This window comes from Parvibaculum lavamentivorans DS-1 (assembly GCF_000017565.1).
Lineage (GTDB): Bacteria > Pseudomonadota > Alphaproteobacteria > Parvibaculales > Parvibaculaceae > Parvibaculum > Parvibaculum lavamentivorans.
In genome coordinates this window covers 943,585-968,060 of sequence record NC_009719.1, presented here as the reverse complement: position 1 = coordinate 968,060, position 24,476 = coordinate 943,585, and the positions used below count along the sequence as shown (strand labels likewise).

Sequence of the window (24,476 nt, the reverse complement as noted above, 5' to 3'; positions counted from 1 at the left end):
TGCCGCGATCCTGCCCTAATCAACGCACAAAGCTCGGCCAGTCTCGATTTGACGCGGCAGGGGTTGGCATGGCGCTCGCATGAAAATCCCGGCCCCCTGCATGTCCGCATTGGGATTCAACGAGGCGGTTAACCTTGTCCGAGGACGACGACATCGATCCGCACTATCCGATGCGCGAGCAATTCCGCCGCGCGCGGACTGAGCGCGACATGCCGCCTCCGGATTTCGCCGAGGAAGAGCCGCGGCCAGCCGCGCAACCCTGGCGCTTTCCCCGTCCTGGCATACTCGGGATTGTCTCCTTTTCGGTCACTGCATTCGTGGCCGGGTTCATCGCCCTCGTCTTCATCACCCTTCCCGATCTCCAGCGCTCCATCGCGAAAGAGCAGACCGGCATGTTGTCGGTCACAGTCCTTGACGCAAAGGGCGACGAGGTCGGAAGCCGCGGCCGCCGCACCGCGCCTACCGTGCCGCTGGGCGAAATGCCGCCTTATCTCATCAAGGCTGTTCTCGCGACGGAAGATCGCCGCTTCTACGAACATGGCGGTTTCGACGCCCGAGGCATCGCGCGTGCGATGTGGCGAAACCTGCGCTCCTTCGGCTTTGTCGAGGGCGGTTCGACCATCACGCAACAGGTAGCGAAAAATCTCTATCTCGATAACAGCCGCACCATCTGGCGCAAGGCGCAGGAAGCCCTTATCACGCTTTGGCTCGAGAATAATCTGAGCAAGGAAGAAATTCTCACTCTCTATCTTAATCGCATCTATATGGGCGCCGGCAACTACGGCATGGACGCCGCCGCGCGCTACTACTTCGGCAAATCCGTGCGAGATGTGTCGCTGCCGGAAGCAGCGGTGCTGGCCGGGCTGCCCAAGGCGCCGACACGCTATGCGCCGACGAACGATCTGGCGCAGGCTCGCGCGCGCGCCAACCAGGTTCTTGACCGGCTCGTCTCCTCCGGCAGCCTGACCGCGGAGGAGGTTGCCGGTGCCCGCCAGCATCCCGCCGAAGTGCTTGCACGACGAGAAGGCGAAGGCCGCGAATATTTCGTCGATTGGGTCGCCGAACAGGTTCGCACGCTCTTTCCGGACGCGACCGGCCGCTTTATCGTCCACACGACGCTCGACCCGCGCCGCCAGGCGGCTGCAGAGAAAGCCGTCGAAGAGGCATTGAGCGAGGCGGGCAAGGAACGTCATGTTTCGCAAGGCGCGCTCGTCGCGCTGGCACCGGACGGCGCCGTGCTCGCCATGGTGGGCGGCCGCTCCTATGTCGAAAGCCAGTTCAACCGCGCCGCACAGGCAAAACGTCAGCCCGGCTCCGCCTTCAAACCCATCGTCTATCTGGCCGCGCTCGAAACCGGGTATACGCCGGACAGTCCGGTTACGGACGAACCTGTTTCGATGGGCGGCTGGACGCCGCGCAACGCCTCGACGCGCGACTGGGGCACAGTCAGTCTCGCAACCGCACTTTCGAATTCTATCAACACGATCTCTGTGCAGGTCGGCGACAAAGTCGGCATCGACCGGATCACGGCCTCCGCCCGCCGTCTCGGCATTGAAAGCGCGCTGCCTCGCAATCTCTCCGTGGTGCTCGGCAGTGCCGAAGTCAGCCTTCTGGAGTTGACCTCCGCCTATTCAGCCTTCGGCAACGAGGGCCGCCGCGCGACGCCCTATGGCATCAGCCGCATCGAAGCCGAGAATGGCGACGTGGTTTACCGTCACGAACCGGCCGAAGCACAGGCGATCACCCGCGCCCAGGCGCATGACATGACCTATATGCTGCGTCAGGTAATGACGGAGGGCACAGGTCGCGGGGCCGCGCTGGGCGATCGCCTCGCGGCTGGCAAAACCGGCACCAGCCAGGATTATCGCGACGCCTGGTTTGTGGGCTACACGGGCCGCGAGGTTGCGGGCGTCTGGTTCGGCAATGACGACAACACGCCGACCGGCGGCGCTTCGGGCGGCAACTTCGCCGCCGTCGCATGGCGCAATTACATGGCCGCAGCCGAGGCCGGGCAGCCGCCCGCTCCGCTTCCCGGCGCGGCCCGCAACCGCGAAGCGCCCGTGGTGGCCGCAACCCGCGCGCGCAGCGGCTTTTTTACGGAGCTCTCGGACCTCTTCAACGCCGCGCCGAAGCTCGAAGCCCGCAATGACGAGAGTTGGGGCGGCGGGTTCCGGCGCGGGGGGCAGACGATCGAGCGCGGCAAGCGCTGAGATTTGCGTCGTCACGCGCGATGCGCCATACAGGCGGCGGTAAATCTCAACAGGTTCTCGAAAATTGGCCGCACCGCTTCTCGCTCTTCGGGACATTCGCGTCGCCTTCGCCGATCAGGTCCTGATTGCGGGCGCGAGCTTCGCGCTCACGCCGGGCGACCACCTCTGCCTCGTCGGGCGAAACGGCAGCGGCAAGTCAACGCTCCTGCGTATCGCGGCGGGGCTTGTCGACGCGGATGGGGGCGAGATATTCCGCCAGCCGGGAACCCGGATTGCCTATCTCGAACAGATGCCGGATTTCGGCGGCGCCAAAACCGTCATGGACTATGCGACGGCGGGCGGGGCCGAGGCGCACAAGGCCGCCGCCGCGCTTGACGAATTGAGGCTTTCGCCGAGCGCCGATCCGTCGACGCTCTCCGGCGGCGAGGGCCGCAAGGCGGCGCTTGCCCGCGTACTGGCGGAGGAGCCCGACATTCTCCTTCTCGACGAGCCGACCAACCATCTCGATCTTCCTTCCATCGAATGGCTGGAAGAAAAGCTGTCGCAGTTTCGCGGCGCTTTCGTTCTCATCAGCCATGACAGAGCGTTTCTGCGCAGGCTCGCGGCCGGCTGCCTGTGGTTGGACCGGGGCGCGATCCGCCGCCTCGACAAGGGCTTCGCCGAGTTCGACGCCTGGTCGGAGCAGATCCTCGCCGAGGAAGAGGTCACCGCGCGCAAGCTCGATCGCCTGATCGAGCAGGAAACGCAGTGGTCGCGCGAAGGCATCTCCGCCCGGCGCACGCGCAATCAGGGCCGCCTGCGCCGGCTGCATTCGCTGCGTGCCGAGCGCGCCGGCCAGATCGGACAAACCGGCCGCATCGATCTCGTCGCCGAAAGCGGGCAGGCATCCGGCTCGCTCGTCGTCGAGGCAAAGAACGTCACCAAGATCTGGCCGCAGCCGGATGGCAGCGAGCGCGTCGCCATTCGCGATTTCTCGACGCGGATCATGCGTGGCGACAAGGTCGGACTGATCGGCCCCAATGGCGCGGGCAAGACGACTTTGCTCAAGATTCTCACTGGTACGCTCGCGCCCGATAGCGGCAGCGTGCGGCTCGGCACGAACCTCACGCCCGTCTATGTCGATCAGTCGCGCTCCTCCCTCGATCCCGAGGCGACGCTCTGGCAGACCCTGTGCGAAGGCGGCGGCGACCAGGTGCTGGTGCGCGGCCAGCCGCGCCATGTCGTTTCCTACCTGAAGGATTTTCTGTTCCGCGAGTCGCAGGCGCGCCAGCCGGTGAAGGCGCTGTCCGGCGGCGAACAGTGCCGGCTGCTCCTCGCCCGCGCCCTCGCCAAGCCGTCGAACCTCCTGATCCTCGACGAGCCGACAAATGACCTCGACATGGACACGCTCGACCTCCTGCAGGAGGTGCTCGCGGACTATGACGGCACCGTCCTTCTGGTCAGCCATGACCGCGACTTTCTCGACCGCGTCGTCACTTCCGTTGTCGCGCTCGACGGCGAGGGGAATGCCTCAGAGTATCCCGGCGGTTATTCCGACTATCTGAGGCAGCGCAGGCAAGCTGCTGCGACCGCGACGCGCGGCGCGTCTTCCTCCGCGCCCAAGGCAGAGCGTTCCCGCGCGCCGACCAAACTCTCCTACAAGGAAGTGCGCGCGCTGGAGGAGCTTCAGACGCGGATGCCGGAACTTGCGCGCGAAATCGAGAACGTCGAGAAAAAGCTCGCCGATCCCGATCTTTATGCGCGCGATCCCGAGCTCTTCCACAAGACGATGACACGCCACGACGCGTTGAAGGCGGAGCTTGCCTCCGCGGAAGAGCACTGGCTGGAACTCGAGATGAAGCGTGAGGAATTGTCGGGTGGCTAGCCCGGAAATCCTGCATTTCAGCCGTTAACCACACCCGCATTATGTCTTTGACTGTTACGGAATGAGACGGTTGGATAGGAGCCGTACTGATTCGCACGCGGGGGTGTCGCGGGGCAGAACGAGAAGCCTGAGGCCCGGAACGGGTCTTCTGGGGGGGAATTCTTGAAGCTCGCGCTGAAGCTTTTGGGCATCGCAATTGCCGCGCTTTTTCTGGGCATGGGTTCGGCCCTTCTTGTCGTCCGCGGCGGTCTGGGCGGCGGGATCGAAGTCGGTCCCTGGCAGACGAGCACCATCATCGGCAGCGCCGAAGCAGACCCCTATACGCGCGCGCGCGTTGCGACCGCCGGCCTGCTAGCCCTGAACCGCAGCGAAACGATCTACTTCAATGCTACGCGGGACGACGTGGGCGACCGGCTGCGCGCGACCTGCACCTACAAGATCGTTGGAACCGACCCACCCGCCCGCTGGTGGAGCATCACGCTCTACGCGGGCGATCACTACCTCGTGGCCAATCCGGAAGACCGCTATTCCTATGGCGGCAACAATGTCGCCCGCGAAGATGATGGGAGCTTCATCATCGCGGTGGGACCGGAAAAAACCGGCGGAAACTGGATTCCGACCGGCAATGGCCAAACCGATGACACATTTAGCCTTACGTTGCGGCTCTACAATCCAGAGCCGGCGGCCGCGCGCGACCCATCCGGGGTCGTTCTTCCGCATATTGCCAAGGAGGCATGTACGCGATGAAAACCTGGCCCATGTGGGTCGCAGGCACGATAGCGCTCGCGGCCGTCTTCCATATCCTCACAATCTTCGGATTGCCCTATGGCATCATGGACCGGGCCATGGCCGGCATCGCTTCCCAGGCTGGGGGCGTCAACAAACCCGCATATCCCGACCGTGCGACCGCCGCCTCGCGCGGCATCGTCAGGCCGGGCCCGGACCTTCTCTATACCGCCTGCGCCTATGATGTGAGCAAGCAACCTGTGAAGATCACTTCACCTGTGCCGGACACCTACTGGTCCCTTTCCGCCTTCGCGGCCAATACGGACAATTTCTTCGTCGTCAACGACCGGCAGGTGAAATCCGGCAGGGTCGAAATCGTTCTTGCCGCCGATGAAAATACAAAGACCGAAAAAGGCATTCCTCTCGTCATCACGCCGAGCACCCGGGGCATCATCCTTTTCCGCTCGCTCGTCACCTCCGAGGAAAGTCTCGCCGAAATCGACGCGATGCGGCGCCAGTCGAATTGCGAACCTCTCTGAACCCCTTGAGGCTGTAGCCCTGCGGGGCCGGCGCTGATACCATCGCCCCGTTTTTGCGCGAGGCCGCGCCTTTCGGGGGGACGTTTTCATGAACCGCAATCTCATCCTCGCCTGTGTGGGCGCCGCCGTCGCCGTGGCTATTGCCATCGTGCTCGTGCTTCAGCCGGGCCGCGAGCAGAGCGGCGACCTCACGCGCATCACCTTCGCCACCGACTGGAAGGCGCAGGCGGAACATGGCGGCTTCTATCAGGCGATCGCCAAGGGCTATTACGAAGAGGCGGGCCTCGACGTCACGATCCTGCAAGGCGGGCCGGGCGTGAACGTGCCGCAGCTACTCGCCGCGCATACGGTCGAATTCGGCCTCGGCTCCAACAGTTTCATCCCGCTTAACATGGCCGAGGCTGGCGCGGGCGCGAAGGCCGTCATGGCGTCCTTCCAGAAAGATCCGCAGGTCTTCATCACGCATCCCCGGCCGGACGTGAAATCGCTCGCCGACATGAAAGGCAAGCCCATCATGGTGTCGGATGCGACGGTCAGCGCCTTCTGGCAGTGGCTCAAGTCGAAATACGGCTTCGAGGACAGCCAGATCCGCAAATACACGTTCAACCTCGCCCCCTTCCTGACCGACGAGACGGCAATCCAGCAAGGCTATCTTTCCTCGGAGCCTTTCATGATCCGGCAGCAGGGCGTGGAGCCTCAGGTTTTCCTTCTCTCCGACTATGGATATCCGGGATATGCCGCTTTCATTCTCGCCAGCGACCGCATCATCGCGGAGCGGCCGGAAGTCGTGCAGGCTTTCGTCGATGCCAGCATTCGCGGCTGGGTCGACTATCTCTATGGCGATCCCGGCGCGGCCAACGCGCTTATCAAGCGCGACAATCCTGAAATGACCGATGAGATCATCGCAAACGCCATAAGGCTGATGAAAGAATACGGCATTGCGGACTCCGGCGACGCAACGACGCTCGGCCTCGGCGCGATGACGGAAGAACGCTGGCAGGCATTTTACAGTGCGATGGTCGAAGCTGGCGTCTATCCGGATGATCTCAGCGTCCACAGCGCCTATACACTCGAATTCGTCAATCAGGGCGTCGGCCTCGATCTGAAGAAAGAACTCACGGGCGAATGACGCCTCCGCCTCTCATCGAACTTCGTGGAATCGGCAAGACTTATGGCAGCGGCACGGTCGCGCTGTCGGGTGTCGATGCGCAGGTGCGGGAGGGCGGCTTCGTTTCCCTTGTCGGGCCTTCCGGCTGCGGCAAGAGCACATTGCTCCGCATCGTCGCCGGGTTGATCACGCCGGATACGGGGCATCTCTCCTGGCCTGTATCGGGCGCGCGCCCTGCCGATATCGGTTTCGTCTTTCAGGACCCGACGCTGATGCCCTGGGCGCGCGTCGTCGACAATGTCTGGCTGCCGCTGAAGCTTCGGGGAATGCCGAAGAAGGAGGCCCTGCCCCGCATCATGGATGCGCTGGTGCGTGTCGGCCTCGGCGATTTTGCAAATGCCTTTCCGCGTGAGCTATCCGGCGGCATGAAGATGCGCGTCTCCATCGCCCGCGCCCTCGTCACCGAACCCCCGCTCCTGCTGATGGACGAGCCCTTCGCCGCGCTGGACGAATTCACGCGCGAGAAGCTCGATGACGATTTGCTGGCGCTCTGGGAGAGCCAGCGCTTCACAGCCGTCTTCGTTACGCACAGCATCTATGAATCCGTCTACCTGTCGGAGCGCGTCCTCGTCATGGGCGCGCGGCCGCGCCGCATTCTAGCGGATATCGCCATTGAAGCTCCCTATCCGCGCGGCCGCGCCTTTCGCGAGTCCCACGCTTATGTGGATAGCTGCGCTGCGGTCAGTGCCGCCCTTCGGGAGGGAGCTTTGCAATGAACCGCGACGGCACTCTTCTCGCGCGAAGCCTCCGCATCGTTGTGCCGGTGGCGGTCGGCATTGCCTTTCTTTGCCTCTGGGAAGTGCTGGTGCGGGTCAACGGCATACAGCCCTTCGTGCTGCCCGCGCCGTCGCGCATAGCGGAAAGCCTTGCCGCCAATTTCGGCTCGCTGATGGGATCGCTCTGGGTGACGCTCCGCGTCACCATTGCCGCATTTCTGCTCGCCGCCGTTGGCGGCGTGGGGCTCGCCGTCCTCTTCTCGCAGAGCCGCCACATCGAGATGGCGCTCTTTCCCTATGCCATCGTGCTGCAGGTGACGCCGGTCGTTTCCATTGCGCCGCTCATTCTCATCTGGGTCGGCTATGACAATGTGGAATTCGCGCTGCTGATCCTTGCCTGGATCGTCGCCTTCTTTCCGATCCTCTCCAACACGACGCTGGGGCTTCGCTCGGCAGACCACAACCTGCGCGATCTCTTCCGGCTCTATGGCGCGAGCCGGTGGCAGGTGCTGATGGAGCTTCAGCTTCCTTCCGCCCTTCCCTATATCCTTGCGGGATTGAAGATTTCGGGCGGCCTCGCACTGATCGGCGCCGTCGTCGCTGAATTCGTGGCAGGGTCGGGCGCCGCCACCGGTCTGGCGTGGCGCATTGTGGAAGCGGGCAACCGGCTCGACATCCCGCGCATGTTCGCCGCTCTCTTTCTTCTTTCCACACTCGGTATCTGCATTTTCTTCGGCCTCACGCTTCTCGAGAAGCGGATTCTGCAACGCTGGCACGAAAGCGCCATTCGCCGGGAGCTCTAGGACTTTTTGGCGGAATAGCGCGTATTTTCTATATTAAACAATTTTCTATAGTGGATTATATTGTTTTACACAAGCATTGACGATCTTTCAGAAAAAACCCATGTTAGCGGTCAAATAGGCCGGTTTTTTTAGACCGGACCCTCGCCCCGCTGCCCGCTGCCGGGCTATACGAGGGCAACGCAATATGAAATTCGAGGACAGCGTCTCATGGCCCAGCACACCCGCAAGGGAGCCCAGTTTCAGGCCGTTACCGCCAACCGGTTGAGCGACGGAATCGTTGTCTATCTCACCGGGGAAGGCGGCTGGTCGGAAAGCCTCCAGGATGCGGCCATAGCCGAAGGCAAGGAAGCCGCCGAGGCGCTGCTCGCCCGCACGGAACCCGCCGTTGCGGACAACACAGTCGTCGAGCCCTATCTCTTCGAAGTGGCGAAGGAGGACGGTTTCGTTCGCGCGGCAAGCGTGCGCGAAGTTATCCGCCAGGCAGGGCCGACGGTGCGGCTCGATCTCGGCAAGCAGGCGGAACTGCCGGGCGTCCATCACTAGGCGTGGATGCACGCGAAGAGTTAAAGGCCAGACCATGTATCGTTACGATGAATTCGACCAGCAGCTTGTGAACGAGCGCGTCGCGCAGTTCAGCGGCCAGGTGGCGCGCCGCCTGTCCGGCGAACTCACTGAAGACGAGTTCAAGCAGCTCCGGCTGATGAACGGCGTCTATCTCCAGCTTCATGCCTACATGCTGCGGATCGCGGTGCCTTACGGCACGCTGTCGTCGAAGCAGCTTCGCATGCTCGCGCATATCGGCCGCAAATATGACCGCGGCTACGGTCACTTTACGACACGCCAGAACCTTCAGTTCAACTGGCCGGCGTTGAAAGACGTGCCGGACATCCTGCGCGATCTTGCCTCCGTCGAGATGCACTGCATTCAGACCTCGGGCAATTGCATCCGCAACGTGACGTCGGACCAGTATGCGGGCGCGGCCAAGGAAGAGCTGGAAGATCCCCGCATCGTTTCGGAAATCATCCGTCAGTGGTCGACCTTCCATCCGGAATTCTCGTTCCTCCCGCGCAAGTTCAAGATCGCCGTTTCCGGCACGCCGGACGACCGCGCCGCAATCCGCGTCCATGACATCGGCATCCAGATCGTCAAGAACGGCAAGGATGAGATCGGGTACGAGATTTTCGTCGGTGGCGGTCTCGGCCGCACGCCGATGGTGGGCAAGAAGATCGCGGATTTCGTTCCGAAGGAAGACCTGCTCGCCTATCTCGAAGCGATCCTGCGCGTCTACAACATGTATGGCCGCCGCGACAATATCTACAAGGCGCGCATCAAGATCCTCGTGCATGAGATTGGCGCGGACGAAATGAAGCGGCAGGTCGATGCCGAGTTTGCCGAAATCCGCAAGGCCGGCGCCCTTCATCTGCCGCAGGAAGAAGTTGCGCGGATCGAAGCCTATTTCCGCGCGCCGGATTTCGAGACGCTGCCGGATGAAAGCACCGAACTCAACAAGGCTGTCGTTGCCGATCCTGCCTTCGCCAACTGGGTAAAGTCGAACGTCGCGGCGCACAGAGTGCCGGGCTATGCCATCGTCAACATCTCGCTGAAGCCCATCGGCGGCACGCCGGGCGATTGCTCGTCGGATCAGATGGATGCAGTCGCGGACATTGCGGAGAAGTACAGCTTCGATGAATTGCGCGTCACGCATGAGCAGAACCTGACGCTCGCGCATGTCCGCAAGAAGGATCTCCACGCGGTCTACCAGGCGCTGAAGCCACATGATCTGGCGACGGCGAACATCAATCTCATCACCGACCAGATTGCCTGCCCCGGTCTCGATTATTGCGCGCTGGCCAATGCACGCTCCATCCCGATCGCTCAGCGCATCTCCGAACGTTTTGCCGACATCGAGCGGCAGCACGATATCGGCGAGCTGAAGATCAACACGTCGGGCTGCATCAATGCCTGCGGCCATCACCATGTCGGCCATATCGGCATTCTCGGCGTCGACAAGAAGGGCGTCGAATATTACCAGGTGACGCTGGGCGGCGCGGCGGATGAGAAGACCGCCGTCGGCGACATCGTCGGCCCTGCCTTTACCGAAGAGCAGATCGTCGATGCCATCGAGACGATCGTCACCACCTATCTCGGCACGCGCCAGCCGGGCGAACGGTTCATCGACACCTATCGCCGCGTCGGCATCGACCCGTTCAAGGAGAGCCTCTATGCAACTCATTAGGAACGGGGCGTTCGTCGCGCTTGACTTCCCGACTGTCGCCGACGATGAGGCGCTGCCGGAAGGTCCGGCCATTGTCAGCCTCGAGCGCTGGCAGGCAGAGCGCGAGACGCTGCGCGCTCGCAATACGCCCATCGGCGTCCGCCTGAAAAGCGGTCAGGAGCCGAGCGTCATCGTGGACGACCTCGACAAGCTCGCGGTCGTCGCGCTCGAACTGCCGATCTTCCGCAATGGCCGCGCCTATTCCTATGCGCGGCTGCTGCGCGAACGCTATGGCTACAAGGGCGAAGTGCGCGCGGTGGGCAATGTGCTCCGCGACCAGTTTCATTTCATGGTGCGCTGCGGCTTCGACGCGCTCGAAGTCGCCGACAACATCACCCCGGACATCTGGGCGAAAAATGTCGGCGTCTTTTCCTATTCGTATCAGCCGGCGACGGATGGCCGCGAGCCGGTGCTTTCACTCCGTCAACGCCTGGCGCAGCGCGCCGCATCGCGCGAAGCCGTCTGACGCTTCCTTCCGGCAATCGGCAAAAAGAAAAGCCCGGCCTCTCGAAAAGGGGCCGGGCTCTTGCTTACTGACGCAACTGAACGCTACTGACGAGGAACCTCTTCGCGCGGATTACGCGGCGCGGAGTTTCTCGAACGCCTCGGTGAACTTCGAGGCGTAGGGGCTCACGGCCTCGCGCACGGTCGACACGGTGAGCTCGTTGAGCTCGCGCGCGGCGTCGATGTTGCGCTTCAGCGTGGAGCGGACATATTCATTCTGGAGTTCCACCGCCGTCTTCAGGCTGCCGGACTTCACAACGGCACGGGCGGTTTCGACACCCTCTTCGAAATTCGTGCGCGCGAGCGTCACGATGATGCCGGAGGCTGTTTCGATGGGGTTCTTGGCTTCAAGCTTCGCGGAGGCTTTCGCGGTCGCCGTCTTCGCGGAGGCCTTTACCGAGGCAGCGGCCTTCTTGGCGCGCGGCTTGGCTTTCGTGGTCTTCACCTTCGGGGTCGCTTCAGTCATGTTTTATCTCCTGTATCGCGTGGCCGCTCGCATCGATTGCGGGCTTTTCCCCGCACATACCGGCGCGCCGGATTTGTGCGCTGCACCATGAGATAAATAGCCCCTTCCCCGGCGTCAAGTATTTTTTGTGCGCTGCACCATTTTTCACCCTGAAATGCCGGTGAAACCTTGGAATCTTCTTATGGAAAAAGGACTTAGGTCTGGTTGCGACGCACCGCCGCAGATCAGCTCCGCCAGCGCCGCACCGCTTCCGGCGCCCAGCGTCCAGCCCAGCGTTCCGTGGCCGCTATTGATGAAAATGTTGGCAAAGCCGGGTGTCGCCCCGATCACCGGGCTGCCATCCGGCGTCATCGGCCGCAAGCCGCACCAGAACTCCGCCGCCTCCCGTTCCGGCCCGGCCTGGGGAAACAGGCTCACCAGCGCCGAGAGCACCGCTTCGGCGCGTGGCCGCTCCAGCGTCAGGTCGTAGCCGCCGACCTCGGCCTGCCCCGCTGCCCGCAGCCGGTTGCCGAGACGGCTGATGACGATCTTGCGTTCCTCATCGGTGATGCTCACCTCGGGCGCATTGCCTGCCGGGGCCGGCAGCGTCACCGAATAGCCCTTCAGCGGATAGATATAGGAGCGAAGCCCCAGCGGCTTCAGCAGCGCCGCGCTGCCCGCTCCCGCCGCCACCACCACCGCGTCGCCCTCGACCTCGCCCTCCGCCGTCGTGACGCCGCGCGCCCACCCGCCGTCGGTGAGAATGCTGTCGGCCCGGCTCGTCTTCATGAAGCGCACGCCGAGCCGCTGCGCCGCCGCCGCCAGCGCAACCGAATAGAGATGCGCGTCGCCGCTGCTGTCCGTCCGCGAATAGAGACCACCCGCAATGTCGCCGCGCTGCATCGCCGGGCCGAGCGCCGGTTCGATGTCGATGCATTGCGCGGGCGTCAGCGGTTCCTGCTCGACGCCGAGCCGCGCCATCAGCTTCGTCTCCTCCACCGCGTCGGCAAGCGAATGCCGGTCGCGGAAGATACGGAGAATGCCTTTCTCGCGCTGCTCGAATTCGAGCGCCTCGCCCGCCGCCGCGAACTGCTCCCGGTAAGCGGCGAGCCGCGCCCGCGTCAGCAAGGCAAGCTCGAGATTGTGGGGAATGCGTTCGCGCCGCGCGGAGCTGCGGCAGCGCGCGAGAAATCGCATCAGCCAGAGCCACTGGTCGGGGTCCATTTTCGGCCGCAGGCGAAATGGCGCGTCGTCCCGCCCGAGCCATTTGAGAATGAGGCCGGGAATTTCCGGCCCCGCCCATGGCGCCACTTCACAGGCCGAAAGCTGGCCGCCATTCGCAAAGCTGGTGCCGAGCCCCGCGCCCTCGCGCATGTCGATCAGCGTCACGCCCACGCCGCGCAACGCCAGTTCGTAGGCGGTCGACACCCCGACAATGCCGGCGCCGATGACGATGACTTGCTGGGGAGGCTGCACGGAAAACACCTTGAGGAAAAGCGCCTGGGCGGCGGCGCCTCTAGCCCTATCAAAGCCGCGGCGCTTTGGCGACGGCAAGTTTTCTTGACCCCGCCCCCTCTCCTCGGCTATATGTCACCGTATGGTGACAAAAGCCGCACAGAAAGCCGCCCCGCCCCGGCGCGACCGCGCAAAGACCGAGAAGGCCATTCTCGATGCCGTGGCGCGGCTCATCCTGCGCGAAGGGCTTTCGGGCGTCGGCGTCAACGCGCTCGCGCGCGAGGCCGGAATAGACAAGGTTTTGATCTACCGTTATTTCGGCAATCTCGATGGCGTCTACCGCGCCTATGCCGAGAATGGCGATTTCTGGTGGACGGCGGAGGACATTATCGGCGGCGCCGAAAGGGCGTCGACGCTTGCCGATGCGCTCAAATCCGGCTTCCGCCGTCACGCCGCCGAAATGCGCAGGCGGCCCGTCACCCTTGCGGTCATCGGCGCGGAAACGGCAAACCGCACGCCGCTCGTCGTCGCGCTGGAAGAAGTGCGCGAACGCCGCGCTCTCGAACTCATGGATGCCGTCTTCGCGCGCTACGAAATGCCCGAGCATATCGACCTTCCCGCACTCACCGCCCTTCTGGGCGCCGCCATCGATTATCTGGCCGCGCGCGCCCGCCAGATACGCGTCTATAGCGGCGTCGACATCAAGACCGACAAGGACTGGGAGCGCATTTTCGCAACCATCGACGCCATGGTGGATGGCCTCTTCGCCACCGGAAAACCCGCCCGCAGGAAACAAAAGCCATGAAAAACAAATCGCCTTCGTTCACGCGCCGCCATCTCCTCGAAATCGGCACCGGCGCCACGCTCGTCGCGGCAGCGGGCGTCATCTGGCGCGCGAATGAACGCGGCGTCATCGGAGAGAAAGGCCAGGAACCCTACAAGCCGTGGGAAATCTGGAACGATCCGGCCCATCGCGGCACGCCGCTCGCGCTGGTGGCTGCCGGTGTCCTCGCCTCCAATCCGCACAACACGCAGCCCTGGCTCTTTCGCGTGAGCGATACCCGCATCGACATCCTCGCCGACACGTCGCGCAATCTCGGCACCTTCGATCCATACTTGCGCGAAATGCATGTCGGTCTTGGCTGTGCCGTCGAAAACATGGTGCTCGCCGCCGCGCCGAACGGCTATGCCGTCACCGTCACTCCTCATGCAGGCTCACTCCTCGATATAGGAGGCCGCGACGAACCCGTTCTCGCCGCGACGCTTCACCTCGCACGTGGCGACGCACCGGCCGATCCTCTCTACAGCGCCATTCCGAAGCGGCACACAAACCGCAACCCCTACGACCGCGCACGCGGCTTTCCCGATGCCTTGCTGCACGACTTCGCCGCCATCCCGCACGATGAAAACTTGAAGCTCTATCTCTTTCAGAGTGGTGCGGCTTACGAAACGCTTGGCGCCGCCATCATCGCGGCGACGGACGAAATCGTCGCCGATCATGCGATGATCGAGGACAGCCATCGCTGGTTCCGCGACGGGCCGCAGGAAATGGAACGGGAGCGGAGCGGCCTCGAGCTCGACACAGCCGGTCTCTCGCCCGCGCTCCTCGCCGTCGCGAAAATGCTGCCTGCCCTTCCCGCCGAACAAAGCCACGGCACCTGGGCAGACCAGACGCGCGACACGCATGTGCCGAGCGCGGCGCTTCTCGGCCTCATTGCCGCACGCGACCGCTACGACCGTCCGCAGACGCTCGCGGCGGGGCGTCTCTGGCAGCGCGTTCACCTGGCGGCCGGCGCTGCGGGCCTCGCCATGCACCCGCTCAACCAGCCGGTGGAAATGATCGACCGTGAACGCCAGCTCGGCACGGAGTCAAAGGCGGAGGCGCGCTTCGCGGCAGTCACAGGCGATGAGGCATGGCAGCCGACATTCGTCTTCCGTGGCGGCTACGCAATCCGCGACGCGGCGGTCAGCGCGCGGCGAGGGGCCGAAATGGTGACGGAGACGGTGTGAGCTACGTCTTCTTCTCGGCCGCGATCTCGTCCGGCGCAAGCGGCAGCGTCTCGACATAGATCGACTGGCTCGGCAAGGCGAAGCCTGCGCCGGCGCCCTCGACGATCTGCTTGATGCGGTGCGCCAGCGCCTCCTTCACTTCCAGCCACTCGCCCCAAACCGTCGTCTTCGTGAAGCAGTAAACAAGAATGTCGATCGAGGAAGGACCGAAACTGTCGATACGTACGAAGAGCGGCGCGGAAGGCGGCTGCGCGAAATCCTCCGCCGCGCGCAGATAGGCTTCGATGTCGTCGCGGATCTGACGAAGCTGCTCATGCGTGGTGCGATACTCGACGCCGATCAGCCATGAAATCCGGCGATAGGTCATGGCCGAGAAATTCGTCACCGCATTATCCGACAAATGCTGGTTCGGCACATAGACCGGCGCCTTGTCGAAGCGGCGGACATGTGTCGAGCGGAAGCCGATCTTCTCGACAGTGCCTTCGACGACACCCTCCACCTTGATCCAGTCGCCGATGCCGAAGCGCCGCTCGATCAGAATGGACATGCCGCCGATCAGGTTCTTGAAGAGGTCCTGCGCGCCGAGCGCCACCGCCACGCCGAAAAGCCCGAGGCCGGCGATGATCGGCGCGACCTGGATGCCCCATGTCTGGAGTATCGTCGCACCGGCGATGAGAACGATGGCCGTCTTTGCGCCCGCGATCAGCCATTGGAGAATCTCCGGCGTCAGCAGCGTCTTCAGCCTGTCGAGCGCCATGCTCACCGGCTGCACGGCATTATAGATTGCCCAGAAGATCGCAATGATGATGAGGGTGCGGTTGGCGTTTTCCGCGAAGCGTTCCATGTCGCCTTCGAAATCGAGATATTGCGTGGCGAAAAAGAACCCGAGCGCGAAGAAGAGGAAGCGCAAGGGGCTCCTCACGGCATCGCGCAGATAGTCGTCGAGCTTCGTCTCCGTCCGCTCCACCCAACGATCCATGATCGAGAGAACGAAGCGCGTGAAGATACCGCGCAGCACGAAAAAGATGCCGAAAATGAAAACCGCGACGAGAAGATTGCCGATGCTGTGCCCGAGAAAGCCGGTATCCCAGACGTCGCGTATCAGGAGCCAGTATTCCTCGAAATTTTCAATCACGCCTTCCATCGGTTCTCCGGCGGGCTCCTGTTGTTCGTCGGTTATCGGTTCAGGCAGGGGCCGGCGCGCGCTCACGCGTGGCCGAGAACTTCACCTTGGGCCACTTCTCCAGCGTATAGCCCAGTTCCCAGTTGCTCTTCGCCATGAAGACAGGCGCGCCGTCGCGGTCGGTCGCCATGTTGCCGCGATGTGCTTCCATGAAGCGTTTGAGTTCGGCGGCGTCTTCCGCCACGACCCACCGCGCCGTCTCGTAAGGCGCCGGCTCGAAATGCACCTTGATGTCGTATTCGGCGGCGATGCGCGAGGCGAGAACTTCAAGCTGCAACTGGCCGACAACGCCGACCACCCAGTTCGCGCCGATTTCCGGTTTGAAGACCTGCGTGACGCCCTCTTCGGCAAGGCTCTCCAGCGCACGGCGCATATGCTTCGCCTTCATCGGATCGTCGAGCCGCACGCGGCGGAGGATTTCCGGCGCGAAATTCGGGATGCCGGTAAAGACCAGGTCTTCCGTCTCGGTCAGCGTGTCGCCGACGCGAATGGTGCCGTGGTTCGGAATGCCGATGATGTCGCCTGCAAAGGCATCGTCCAGCAATTCGCGGTCCTGCGCGAAGAAGAGGATCGGATTGTGGACGCCGATGGTCTTGCCGCTGCCGGAAAGCTTCAGCCGCATGCCGCGCTTGAACTTGCCCGAGCAGATGCGCATGAAGGCCACCCGGTCGCGGTGGTTTGCGTCCATGTTCGCCTGCACCTTGAAGACGAAGCCTGAAACCTTCGGCTCCGTGGGCTCCACGATGCGTGTCGCGGCGGGCTGCGCGCGCGGCGGCGGCGCGAAGCGAACGATGGCGTCCAGCAATTCGCGGACGCCGAGCTTCCTGAGCGCGCTGCCGAAATAGACCGGCGTCATGTGGCCCGCGCGGTACTGCTCGATATCGAAGGTCGGGCTGCCCTCCCGCGCGAGTTCCATCTCCTCGCGGAACGTGGCGAGTTCGTCGGCGCCGAGATAATCGGCAATGCGCTCGCCGCTCAGGCTTTCCGGTTCGCTGTCGGGGCCGCCCTTTTCCGTTCCCGGTTTTTCATAGGGAATGAAGCGGTCGTTCTCGGGGTCGAAGATGCCGCGCAGCAATCCGCCCATTCCCGCCGGCCAGATCATCGGCGCGGTGTCGAGCGCGAGCTTCGAGCCGATCTCGTCCATCAGATCGAACGGGCTCACGCCTTCGCGGTCGATCTTGTTGATGAAGGTGATGATCGGCACGTCGCGCAGGCGGCAGACCTCGAACAGCTTCAGCGTCTGCGCCTCGATGCCCTTCGCGGCGTCGATCACCATGATGGCGCTGTCGGCCGCCGTCAGCGTCCGGTAGGTGTCCTCGCTGAAGTCTTCATGGCCCGGCGTGTCGAGCAGGTTGCAGGTGATGCCCTTGTATTCGAAGGTCATCACGGCGGACGTCACCGAGATGCCGCGATCCTGTTCGATCTTCATCCAGTCCGAACGAGCGCGCCGCTTGTCGCCGCGTGCCTTCACCTGGCCGGCAAGGCGGATCGCGCCGCCTTTCAGCAGCAGGTTTTCGGTCAGCGTGGTCTTGCCGGCGTCGGGATGGGAGATGATCGCGAAGGTCCGCCGGTTGCGGACCTCCGTCTCCACCTCCGACCCCGCGCGGGCGGCGGTCTCGGTCGTGCTCAAGTCGCTCTCCTGAAGATTTGCGGCGGACCCTAGCTCAAAGGCCCGCAAATCGCCACCCGCGACAATTGGCGCCGCGCCGCGACAAACTGGCAATTCCGCCGCTATGGGCGCTCATGCGATGGTGAATAATTGCAATTTCATTCCCGGAGAAACCCATCATGGCCAATGCCCGCGACGTCATCATGCCCCATATCGAGGCCGCTTTGGCCGAAGCGGCCGAGAAGAAGCTTTCCCAGGATGCCATGGCGCGCATCATGTTCGAGCAGGCGCTTCGCATCTGGCGCGAATGCCGGACGCCGGAAGACATCCGCACCGAGATCATGGAAGCAGCCGATCATCTCGACCCGGACGAAGATTTCATGTTCATGCGCCCTTAGGTGGCGCGGGATGTTCATGCGCCCTTAGTTCACCGGCTCCAGCAGGAAGTGCCGCCCTGCCCGGTCCTCTATCTCCACGACCCAAAGGTCGGGGTCGAATTTCCGCTGCTTCTCTATATAGGCGTCCGCCTCGGCTTCCGGCCTGGCCTCGCCCGCCGACATCCAGATGAGAGCGCCGTCGCCGTCCCGCGTGGGGCTGTAGACGCGCGCCTTGCCGTCCAGGGTGTTCACCTTGACGAGCACGGTTCCCGAGGTTGCGTCGCCACGGCGCACGACCATCGCCGTCACGCCCTCGACCTCGCAGCGCCGGATCAGGCCCTTGACCCAGATTTCCGCCTTCAGCCTCGGCGCGCTTTCCATGCTCCGTCCCCATTTTTCCGTAATAGCTCCCGGCCTCGATCCGGCCGCTACAGCGTTCATACTTAACGCGTTTCTTGTTTGCGGTATCGGCGGCGCGGCATTAGACTTCGCAATACTTCATTAAGATAGCCGCCGGGCGGAGCAAAAACGGTATTCCGTCTCGCCGGGTATTTGCAAAGGGCTTCGGGGGACGCCATGACGAGGGGTAACAGCGTGGCTTCACTATTCGGCACTTCCTGCCGGAAACTCGTTTTCCCGGTCTCCATCGCAATGTCGCTGGCGGCCTGCACCATCATCGAAGGCGGCACCACCAGCGAAGCGACCAAGGTAGAGCCGGCGGAAATCGCCGCCGCCGCCGAAGCGGTCGCAGCCGCCGACGAGGCGCTGACGACAGCCAGCATCGCCTCGGCCAATTTCCCGCTTCCCATGCCGTCGCCGCGTCCGCGCAATCCCGTGCAGGTCGCGTCGATCGACCCGTCGGCCGGCGTGTCCGCGCTCAGCTCGGCGCCGTCCGTGCACCAGCTTACCGGCGTCTATGCCGATTATGGCTCGGCCGTCGCCTCGGTCGACGAGAACCGCCTCAGGACGCCGTCCGATGTGCGCCGCGCCATGGCCGCGCTTCGCTTCAAGGAACCGGATGCACTGGCTGATGGCTGGTACGTATCCCATGCGATGATCGCCGCGCAGGACCCGGTCTTCGCGCAGGGTGTGCGGTCCGAGGCCCGCAAGCTCGGCAAAAAGACCTTTCTCACGCTTCTGAAGGCGGATGACGATTACGTCCTCCAGATTTCCGGCATGAGCTCCGCCTCGGCCGCCGTCGCGGTTGCGATCCGCAACCAGAACGAACGCATGGCGGCGCTCTCGGCCCGCTTCATCGACACGGCCTATCAGTTCCAGAAGCAGAAATGGGGCATGACGACGCCGCTTCCCGGCACGCAGGAGCCGGAAACGAAAGCCGCCTCCCTCGGCGTCGTCGACAGGGCGCGCGCCGTTCTCGCCGCCATGTCGCCTGTCGGCACGGCTCATGCCTATGCGCCGAGCGTCATGAACCGCATTCTCACGCTCGCCGCCCATCATGTCGTCGACGGTTCCATGGAAACGGCACAGGCGAACCAGCCGCGGAACCCGACCGGGCGCTGCCTCAATTGGGCAAGGCTCAATCTCGACCAGTGTATAGCCGCCGCCCGCTTCCCTTCCGAGGAAGCCTGGTGCACCGGCAAGCATGCGGTGGAAGAAGTGCGCGGCTGCTTCGCCGATGCGCTGCCGCCGATGGCCACGTCCACGAATTAGCGGCACCGTCCTTACCTATCGATCGCGCGCGGGCGGAGTTTCCTCCTCCCGCGCGTTTTCGTATGCGTCACGTTTTGAAAATTTGAATTGAATGCGGCACGCATTTTAGAAAAACCTGCGGCAAATTTTATGCGTATTCGTATCTGTTTTTATTACACTTAAAATACAAATACAGTAATTCTGTAATATCGGAAAAAACTATTTCAAGCTTTCGACAAGCAAAAGGCAAATTGATACTGCATTTTACTGATCGGATTAACTGAACGGCAGCAGCCCGAACCTACTCTCCCCCTCAGTGATGCGTAATTTCTGTCGGGAAAGGGCTATCCCATGTCGTTCATCCTCCGAGCCGCCTTCTGGCTAACCGTTATGGCCTTTCTGTTGCCCGCCGCGGGCTATGAAAGCGCGCCGCAGGCCGCCGGCATGGCGGGCTATGCCAATGCCGCCCTTGTCGAAGGGCAGCCGCCCGCCGACAACGATATCGGCGCAACGGAGGCGCTGACGCTCGCCGCCCGCTCCGCTCAGGACGTCATGGGCTTTTGCGGCCGAAATCCCGACATTTGCGAAAAGAGCCATGCCGTTGTCGGCCATGTCCTCCGGCAGACCGCCTATTACGGCGGGCAGGCCCTCGTCTGGCTCACCGAAAAGGCAAGGGAGCAGCAGCACGACAGCACCCGGCTCGAGGGCCATCAGGCCGCGATCCGGCCCGCAGCTTCTCCCCTTCCCCTGGCAGGCGCCTGACCTCACCCACCAGCGCATCTGTCCCTATCCCCGCGCTTATATGCAACCGCCGGGGCCCTCACGCCCCGCTGCTTCACGGCAGCGGGGCGCTTGTCCTTTAGGGCCCGTGCCGCTATGTCCTGAGCATGAGCATCGACGACCTCATCGACGACTTCGCCTTTCTCGACGAATGGGAAGATCGTTACCGCTACGTGATCGAACTCGGCAAGGAGCTCGAGCCCTTGAGCGAGGCCGAGCATTCGCCGGAAAACAAGGTGCCGGGCTGCGTCAGCCAGGTCTGGCTGGTGAACGAGCTTCGCAAGGATGCGGCCGGGCAGCCCGTGCTTCATTTCCGCGGCGACAGCGATGCCCATATCGTGCGCGGCCTCGTCGCGATCCTGATGCGGCTTTATTCCGACAAGACGCCCGCCGAAATTCTCGACATCGACGCCCGCGCCACCCTGCAAAAGCTCGGCCTCGATGAACATCTGACGCCGCAGCGATCGAACGGCCTCTATTCCATGGTGGCGCGCATTCAGTCGGACGCGCGCGCCGTCGCCGCCACCGCCTGATCACTCGCCTTCGTCATGCCGTAATGCGCCGCCAGCCGGTCGAGCGCGATCTGCAGCACGAGCTTGGCCGAGCGTTTCGGCCAGCCGAAGCTCCGCTCCGCCGCTTCCAGCCCTTCCAGATGGCAACAGACCGCCAGCAGAATATCGGAGAGGCGCGGGCCCACCGCCACCAGCGCCCGGTTCACGCGTTGCCGCGCCGCCAGCGCGTGATCGGCGATTTCGGCGGGATCGCGCGCCCGCTTGCCGCTCGCCGTCACCGCCGACCAGTCCGCCGTCACGCGCGGCGTCAGTTGTCCGACGGTGAAGTCGGCGCGCAGCCGTTCGCCCGCCTCGAATTGGGTTGCGTCGATCAGGTGCTGTCCGTCCGCGCCCTTGCGGTGGCGCAGCCAGGCGAGCGGCGATTCAGCTTCGTTGACCGGCAGCCGCGCCTCGCCGCCGCCCGCATCGCGCAGCACCCTCGTGCCCATCAGCCGGTGCTGCTCCCCGAAAGGGTCCGCCTCTGCCACCAGCCGGCGATAAAAGGCACGGCCTGCCTCGCTTGGCCTCCAGAAACCTTTGTCGTCTCCCGTCCCGGCCGTCACCAGGTCGCGGGCCTCGCAGAGCGACCAGAATGTCTGTTCCGTCTTTATCGCGGGCTTTCCTCCTCGCGGCCCGTAGAGGCCGATGCCGCCATCCGGCAGCGTGCCCGCGCGGGCGCCCGGCTCCAGGAAATGGCGGAAGACGCGCCGCACCTCGCGCTCGAAGGCGCGGTCCCGCCTTGAGGCGCTCACTGCAGCGCCTGCGCTGCGCCGGCGCGGCGCAGCGCGTGTTCCAGCCGGTCCAGCAGCATGTCGAAATTCTCGTCGTCGCGCCGGTCCTCCACCAGCCGGCAGGCATGTGCCGCCGTCGTCCGGTCGCGTCCGAAATGCCGGCCGACCGCCGACAGGCTGAAGCCGTAAAGCACATGCGTCAGATACATCGCCACCTGCCGCGCCTGCGCCACGGGTGCCCTGCGCCGCGTCGGCGAGCGTATTTCGTCCACCGGCACGTTCCAGGCCCGCGCCACCGTTTCCTGCATCAAGGCCACCTGGGCCGCCTGCACCCGGTTGATAGTGCCCGCCACCCAGCCGCTTTCCGCGAAATTTTGCCAATCCATTGCCCGCTCCCACCAAAGAACAAAAAAAGAACGTTCCTTCATCTAACCCCATAAATTGCATATTTCGTATATATCGGGGATAAAGTGATGTAATATTTTCTGGTCCGGAACGGAGGTGCAGCGGAGTGCACACGCGAATTCGCCACTTCAGAAAGCAGCGCGGCTTCACGCAGGGCGAGCTTGCGGCGCAGCTCGCCACCACGGCGGCCACGGTTTCGCGGCTCGAAACCGCCGATATGACAATTTCAATGGATTGGCTTGAGCGGATCGCGAGCGTGCTCGGTGTTTCGGTGCCGGACCTTCTGGATGCGCCATCCCCCGGCCGCGTCGCCTGTCTGGGCGAGGTGAGGCGCGGCGGCGTTCTGCCGCTCGCAGAGTCCTCGGCGCTGCCGGTGTCGCTTGGGTCGGCGGCGCGCGAGCCGCTGGCTTTCAAGGTGATGGAGCAGATGGGCGCCTATAGCGCCGGCGACATTCTGGTCGCGGATCGCCTGTCGCCGGAAAAGGCGGTGGCGGCGCTCGGCCATGATTGCTTCGCGGCCGATGCGGGCGGCTATGGTTTCGGCAGGTTCATTTCATTCGCGGCCGGGCACTGCGTCCTCGTACCGCCGGAGCCGGGCGCGCTCGCCCGCGAATTCCTGCGCCCCGGCTGGATCGCGCCAGTCGTCACACTGGTGCGTCACTTCCCTGCCGTCAGGATGCCACGTTCCGGCAACTGATGGTCACCGAGCCGGTCGCGGCTTCCGCCCCATCGCAATTCATGCCTGGAAAGCACATGGCCGCCGGCGCGCCGCCGAAAAAGAAGGCGATATAGGCATCCCCATTCGGCGCATCGACGACACCGGTAAGCTCATAGGCGCGAGTGTCGCCACCCGACAGTGTAATCACTTCGCCGACCGCGGGTTCGGACAGCGGCACATAGTGCTCGCCGTCGAAAGTCAGGCTGGCAGTTCCGTTCACATCGCCGATCTCGCATTGCGCGTGCAGGTTCGCGGGTCCGTTGCTTGCGCCACTGATCGGGAAGGACGCCGTCTCGCCCTCGGTCAACGTCACCGTGCCGCCTTCCAGCAGCGCACCGGCTGCAAAGGCGGAGCCCACGGGAAGAGCGGCGATCAGCAAACCGCAGAACGCCGCACGCAGGCATGTAGAGATGATCGGCATCGGGGCTCCCTCGCTTCTTGCAGAAACGGCTTTTTTTTCTGAAGACAGTCTGCACCGGCGGCGGATATTTCGGCAAGACGATTGCGCTGCTTCAGGCAATGCGCAAATTCGCCTTTCCGGCAAGCGCATGGGCCTTCTCCGACTGGAGGAAGGCGTCATGGCCGAGCACCATGACAATGCGTCCTTCCGCATCCGCGAGCGGCAAGCGCAACCAGAACTGGAAAACGCCCGGCTGCTTCCATGGTGCGAGCGAGATCACGCCTTGCGCCGGACGGCCGGCGCGAATGACTTCGCGGTATGCCGCCTCCCAGTAATCCGTCTGGTCGCCGAGGTCGAATTCGTCGAGAAACCTGTTTGTGATTTCCACACCGAGATAGTCGCGCAGCCTGGTTCCGGCGAGCCGGACATGCAGCCGCGCCGGCTCGCCATCCACCACATCGAGCAGGCTGAGCGACGGCAAGACCCGCCGCAATTCCGCAGGCTGAATATCGGCGCGGGTCGGATAGCATCCGTCCACCGACTTCGAGCGCCAGTAATCGAACAACTCGCGCTGCTCCGGCACGATCAGTTGCGCTCTGATGGCTTGGTCGGCGGTGGTCAGCGGCTCATCCTCGCGAAGGGCGGCCGCCGCCCAATGCGGGAGCGGTAACGCCGGCTTGAAATCGACGAATCGTCGCTGAAAATTTTGGGCTTGTGTGGGTGTTATTGCAAGGAGAACGGGGACGAAGGGCGGCCGGATTATTTTGCGGTGCGGCGGCGGCCGCCGGCGCCCTGGCCGAGACCCATCTTCTTCGCGAGGCGCGAGCGCGCCTGTGCATAATTCGGTGCCACCATCGGATAGTCGCGGGGTAGTCCCCACTTCTCGCGATATTGTTCCGGGGTCAGATTGTAATGCGTGCGCAGGTGGCGCTTCAGCGACTTGAACTTCTTGCCGTCTTCAAGACAGATCAGATGATCCGGCGTCACGGATTTGCGGATGGACACCGCGGGCTCGAGCTTCTCGGCCGGCGCCGGCGCAATTCCGTTCGCGCCTGCGAGGGCGGCGAAAACCTTGTTGATGAGACCGGGAATTTCGTCAGGAGAAAGGGTGTTATGGCCCACATAGGCCGAAACGATTTCGGCCGTCATGTCGATCAATTCCGCCTTTTCCGCCACAACACGCCTCTTGATAGGAGAGACTCCCCGCCAGCCGGGCTGGCTTCGCGTGGGGTCTACTCTGAAATAGTCGAATAAATATTATGGGGCATTCTATAACGCGACATGCATTTAACAATCAAGTATTCAGTTGCCGCGCCTTTTCCGAGAAAACTACTCGGTCATAAAACAGGCTTTATAG

The 24,476-nt window shown here is 63.4% G+C and carries 27 protein-coding genes; 17 read left to right on the top strand and 10 right to left on the bottom strand.

What is annotated here, in order from left to right:
* Positions 1–134 precede the first annotated feature (134 nt).
* From PLAV_RS04560 to PLAV_RS04515, 10 genes are all read left to right on the top strand, one after another.
* Positions 135–2,210 carry a transglycosylase domain-containing protein gene (locus PLAV_RS04560; RefSeq protein ID WP_012109773.1) on the top strand — a complete coding sequence of 692 codons (2,076 nt, stop codon included), beginning with the start codon at positions 135–137 and terminating at the stop codon, positions 2,208–2,210.
* Positions 2,211–2,274: 64 nt separating this feature from the next.
* Positions 2,275–4,074 (top strand): ABC-F family ATP-binding cassette domain-containing protein, encoded by a 1,800-nt coding sequence (locus tag PLAV_RS04555; RefSeq protein ID WP_012109772.1) that lies wholly within the window; start codon positions 2,275–2,277, stop codon positions 4,072–4,074.
* Between the two features lie 162 nt (positions 4,075–4,236).
* Positions 4,237–4,821, top strand: coding sequence for a DUF1214 domain-containing protein (locus PLAV_RS04550; protein ID WP_012109771.1), 585 nt, complete (start codon positions 4,237–4,239; stop codon positions 4,819–4,821).
* Complete coding sequence (locus tag PLAV_RS04545; protein WP_012109770.1) at positions 4,818–5,339, top strand: DUF1254 domain-containing protein; 522 nt, start codon at positions 4,818–4,820, stop codon at positions 5,337–5,339. Before PLAV_RS04550 ends, PLAV_RS04545 begins: the two co-directional genes overlap by 4 nt.
* 88 nt (positions 5,340–5,427) lie before the next feature.
* Positions 5,428–6,468, top strand: coding sequence for an ABC transporter substrate-binding protein (locus tag PLAV_RS04540; protein ID WP_012109768.1), 1,041 nt, complete (start codon positions 5,428–5,430; stop codon positions 6,466–6,468).
* Positions 6,465–7,223 (top strand): ABC transporter ATP-binding protein, encoded by a 759-nt coding sequence (locus PLAV_RS04535; RefSeq protein ID WP_012109767.1) that lies wholly within the window; start codon positions 6,465–6,467, stop codon positions 7,221–7,223. The genes PLAV_RS04540 and PLAV_RS04535 overlap by 4 nt, the downstream gene beginning before the upstream one ends.
* On the top strand, positions 7,220–8,026 hold the full coding sequence (locus PLAV_RS04530; protein WP_012109766.1) for an ABC transporter permease: 807 nt from the start codon (positions 7,220–7,222) through the stop codon (positions 8,024–8,026). The genes PLAV_RS04535 and PLAV_RS04530 overlap by 4 nt, the downstream gene beginning before the upstream one ends.
* A gap of 207 nt (positions 8,027–8,233) precedes the next feature.
* Complete coding sequence (locus PLAV_RS04525) at positions 8,234–8,569, top strand: DUF2849 domain-containing protein (RefSeq protein WP_012109765.1); 336 nt, start codon at positions 8,234–8,236, stop codon at positions 8,567–8,569.
* A gap of 34 nt (positions 8,570–8,603) precedes the next feature.
* The gene (locus PLAV_RS04520) at positions 8,604–10,262 is read left to right on the top strand and encodes a nitrite/sulfite reductase (RefSeq protein ID WP_012109764.1); all 1,659 of its coding nucleotides are present in this window, start codon (positions 8,604–8,606) and stop codon (positions 10,260–10,262) included.
* Complete coding sequence (locus PLAV_RS04515; protein ID WP_012109763.1) at positions 10,249–10,767, top strand: DUF934 domain-containing protein; 519 nt, start codon at positions 10,249–10,251, stop codon at positions 10,765–10,767. Before PLAV_RS04520 ends, PLAV_RS04515 begins: the two co-directional genes overlap by 14 nt.
* A 111-nt stretch (positions 10,768–10,878) precedes the next feature.
* Here the strand turns inward: PLAV_RS04515 and PLAV_RS04510 are convergent, their stop codons facing one another.
* Both PLAV_RS04510 and PLAV_RS04505 read right to left on the bottom strand, forming a co-directional pair.
* Entirely contained in the window at positions 10,879–11,271 is a 393-nt protein-coding gene (locus PLAV_RS04510; RefSeq protein WP_012109762.1) for a phasin family protein, read from the bottom strand.
* Positions 11,272–11,415: 144 nt separating this feature from the next.
* Complete coding sequence (locus tag PLAV_RS04505) at positions 11,416–12,726, bottom strand: D-amino acid dehydrogenase (RefSeq protein ID WP_041536340.1); 1,311 nt, start codon at positions 12,724–12,726, stop codon at positions 11,416–11,418.
* Between the two features lie 121 nt (positions 12,727–12,847).
* Between PLAV_RS04505 and PLAV_RS04500 the strand changes: the two genes are divergently transcribed.
* Entirely contained in the window at positions 12,848–13,510 is a 663-nt protein-coding gene (locus tag PLAV_RS04500) for a TetR/AcrR family transcriptional regulator (RefSeq protein ID WP_012109760.1), read from the top strand.
* A complete protein-coding gene (locus PLAV_RS04495) occupies positions 13,507–14,715 on the top strand; it encodes a nitroreductase family protein (RefSeq protein ID WP_012109759.1) in 1,209 nt (402 codons plus the stop codon). The genes PLAV_RS04500 and PLAV_RS04495 overlap by 4 nt, the downstream gene beginning before the upstream one ends.
* A gap of 1 nt (position 14,716) precedes the next feature.
* On the opposite strand, the gene PLAV_RS04490 is transcribed toward PLAV_RS04495, so the two are convergent.
* Complete coding sequence (locus PLAV_RS04490; protein WP_012109757.1) at positions 14,717–15,859, bottom strand: mechanosensitive ion channel family protein; 1,143 nt, start codon at positions 15,857–15,859, stop codon at positions 14,717–14,719.
* 40 nt (positions 15,860–15,899) lie between these two features.
* Positions 15,900–17,528 (bottom strand): peptide chain release factor 3, encoded by a 1,629-nt coding sequence (locus tag PLAV_RS04485; RefSeq protein WP_215490378.1) that lies wholly within the window; start codon positions 17,526–17,528, stop codon positions 15,900–15,902.
* Positions 17,529–17,686: 158 nt separating this feature from the next.
* On the opposite strand from PLAV_RS04485, the gene PLAV_RS04480 reads away from it, so the two are divergent.
* The gene (locus tag PLAV_RS04480; RefSeq protein ID WP_012109754.1) at positions 17,687–17,905 is read left to right on the top strand and encodes a hypothetical protein; all 219 of its coding nucleotides are present in this window, start codon (positions 17,687–17,689) and stop codon (positions 17,903–17,905) included.
* A gap of 24 nt (positions 17,906–17,929) precedes the next feature.
* On the opposite strand, the gene PLAV_RS04475 is transcribed toward PLAV_RS04480, so the two are convergent.
* Positions 17,930–18,265, bottom strand: coding sequence for a DUF1491 family protein (locus tag PLAV_RS04475; RefSeq protein WP_012109753.1), 336 nt, complete (start codon positions 18,263–18,265; stop codon positions 17,930–17,932).
* 195 nt (positions 18,266–18,460) lie between these two features.
* On the opposite strand from PLAV_RS04475, the gene PLAV_RS04470 reads away from it, so the two are divergent.
* The 3 genes from PLAV_RS04470 (at position 18,461) to PLAV_RS04460 (ending at position 20,847) form a co-directional block, all read left to right on the top strand.
* Positions 18,461–19,555 carry a hypothetical protein gene (locus PLAV_RS04470; protein WP_012109752.1) on the top strand — a complete coding sequence of 365 codons (1,095 nt, stop codon included), beginning with the start codon at positions 18,461–18,463 and terminating at the stop codon, positions 19,553–19,555.
* Positions 19,556–19,885: 330 nt separating this feature from the next.
* Positions 19,886–20,296 (top strand): DUF5330 domain-containing protein, encoded by a 411-nt coding sequence (locus tag PLAV_RS04465; protein WP_012109751.1) that lies wholly within the window; start codon positions 19,886–19,888, stop codon positions 20,294–20,296.
* Positions 20,297–20,421: 125 nt separating this feature from the next.
* The gene (locus PLAV_RS04460; RefSeq protein ID WP_012109750.1) at positions 20,422–20,847 is read left to right on the top strand and encodes a SufE family protein; all 426 of its coding nucleotides are present in this window, start codon (positions 20,422–20,424) and stop codon (positions 20,845–20,847) included.
* Here PLAV_RS04460 and PLAV_RS04455 read toward each other — a convergent pair.
* Both PLAV_RS04455 and PLAV_RS04450 read right to left on the bottom strand, forming a co-directional pair.
* On the bottom strand, positions 20,811–21,617 hold the full coding sequence (locus PLAV_RS04455; protein ID WP_012109749.1) for a DUF6456 domain-containing protein: 807 nt from the start codon (positions 21,615–21,617) through the stop codon (positions 20,811–20,813). The genes PLAV_RS04460 and PLAV_RS04455 overlap by 37 nt on opposite strands.
* Positions 21,614–21,982, bottom strand: coding sequence for a helix-turn-helix domain-containing protein (locus PLAV_RS04450; RefSeq protein WP_083762498.1), 369 nt, complete (start codon positions 21,980–21,982; stop codon positions 21,614–21,616). The genes PLAV_RS04455 and PLAV_RS04450 overlap by 4 nt, the downstream gene beginning before the upstream one ends.
* A 125-nt stretch (positions 21,983–22,107) precedes the next feature.
* Here PLAV_RS04450 and PLAV_RS18745 point away from each other — a divergent pair, with 125 nt between their 5' ends.
* On the top strand, positions 22,108–22,698 hold the full coding sequence (locus PLAV_RS18745) for a helix-turn-helix domain-containing protein (RefSeq protein ID WP_012109747.1): 591 nt from the start codon (positions 22,108–22,110) through the stop codon (positions 22,696–22,698).
* On the opposite strand, the gene PLAV_RS04440 is transcribed toward PLAV_RS18745, so the two are convergent.
* The 3 genes from PLAV_RS04440 to PLAV_RS04430 all read right to left on the bottom strand — a co-directional run bounded on the left by PLAV_RS04440 (position 22,673) and on the right by PLAV_RS04430 (position 24,268).
* Complete coding sequence (locus PLAV_RS04440) at positions 22,673–23,140, bottom strand: hypothetical protein (protein WP_012109746.1); 468 nt, start codon at positions 23,138–23,140, stop codon at positions 22,673–22,675. The two genes, PLAV_RS18745 and PLAV_RS04440, sit on opposite strands and share 26 nt — an antisense overlap.
* Before the next feature lie 91 nt (positions 23,141–23,231).
* Positions 23,232–23,702, bottom strand: a complete 471-nt coding sequence (locus tag PLAV_RS19605; RefSeq protein ID WP_168713175.1) for a PAS domain-containing protein — start codon at positions 23,700–23,702, stop codon at positions 23,232–23,234.
* Positions 23,703–23,878: 176 nt separating this feature from the next.
* Positions 23,879–24,268, bottom strand: a complete 390-nt coding sequence (locus PLAV_RS04430) for a Ros/MucR family transcriptional regulator (RefSeq protein ID WP_143710278.1) — start codon at positions 24,266–24,268, stop codon at positions 23,879–23,881.
* Between the last annotated feature and the right edge of the window lie 208 nt (positions 24,269–24,476).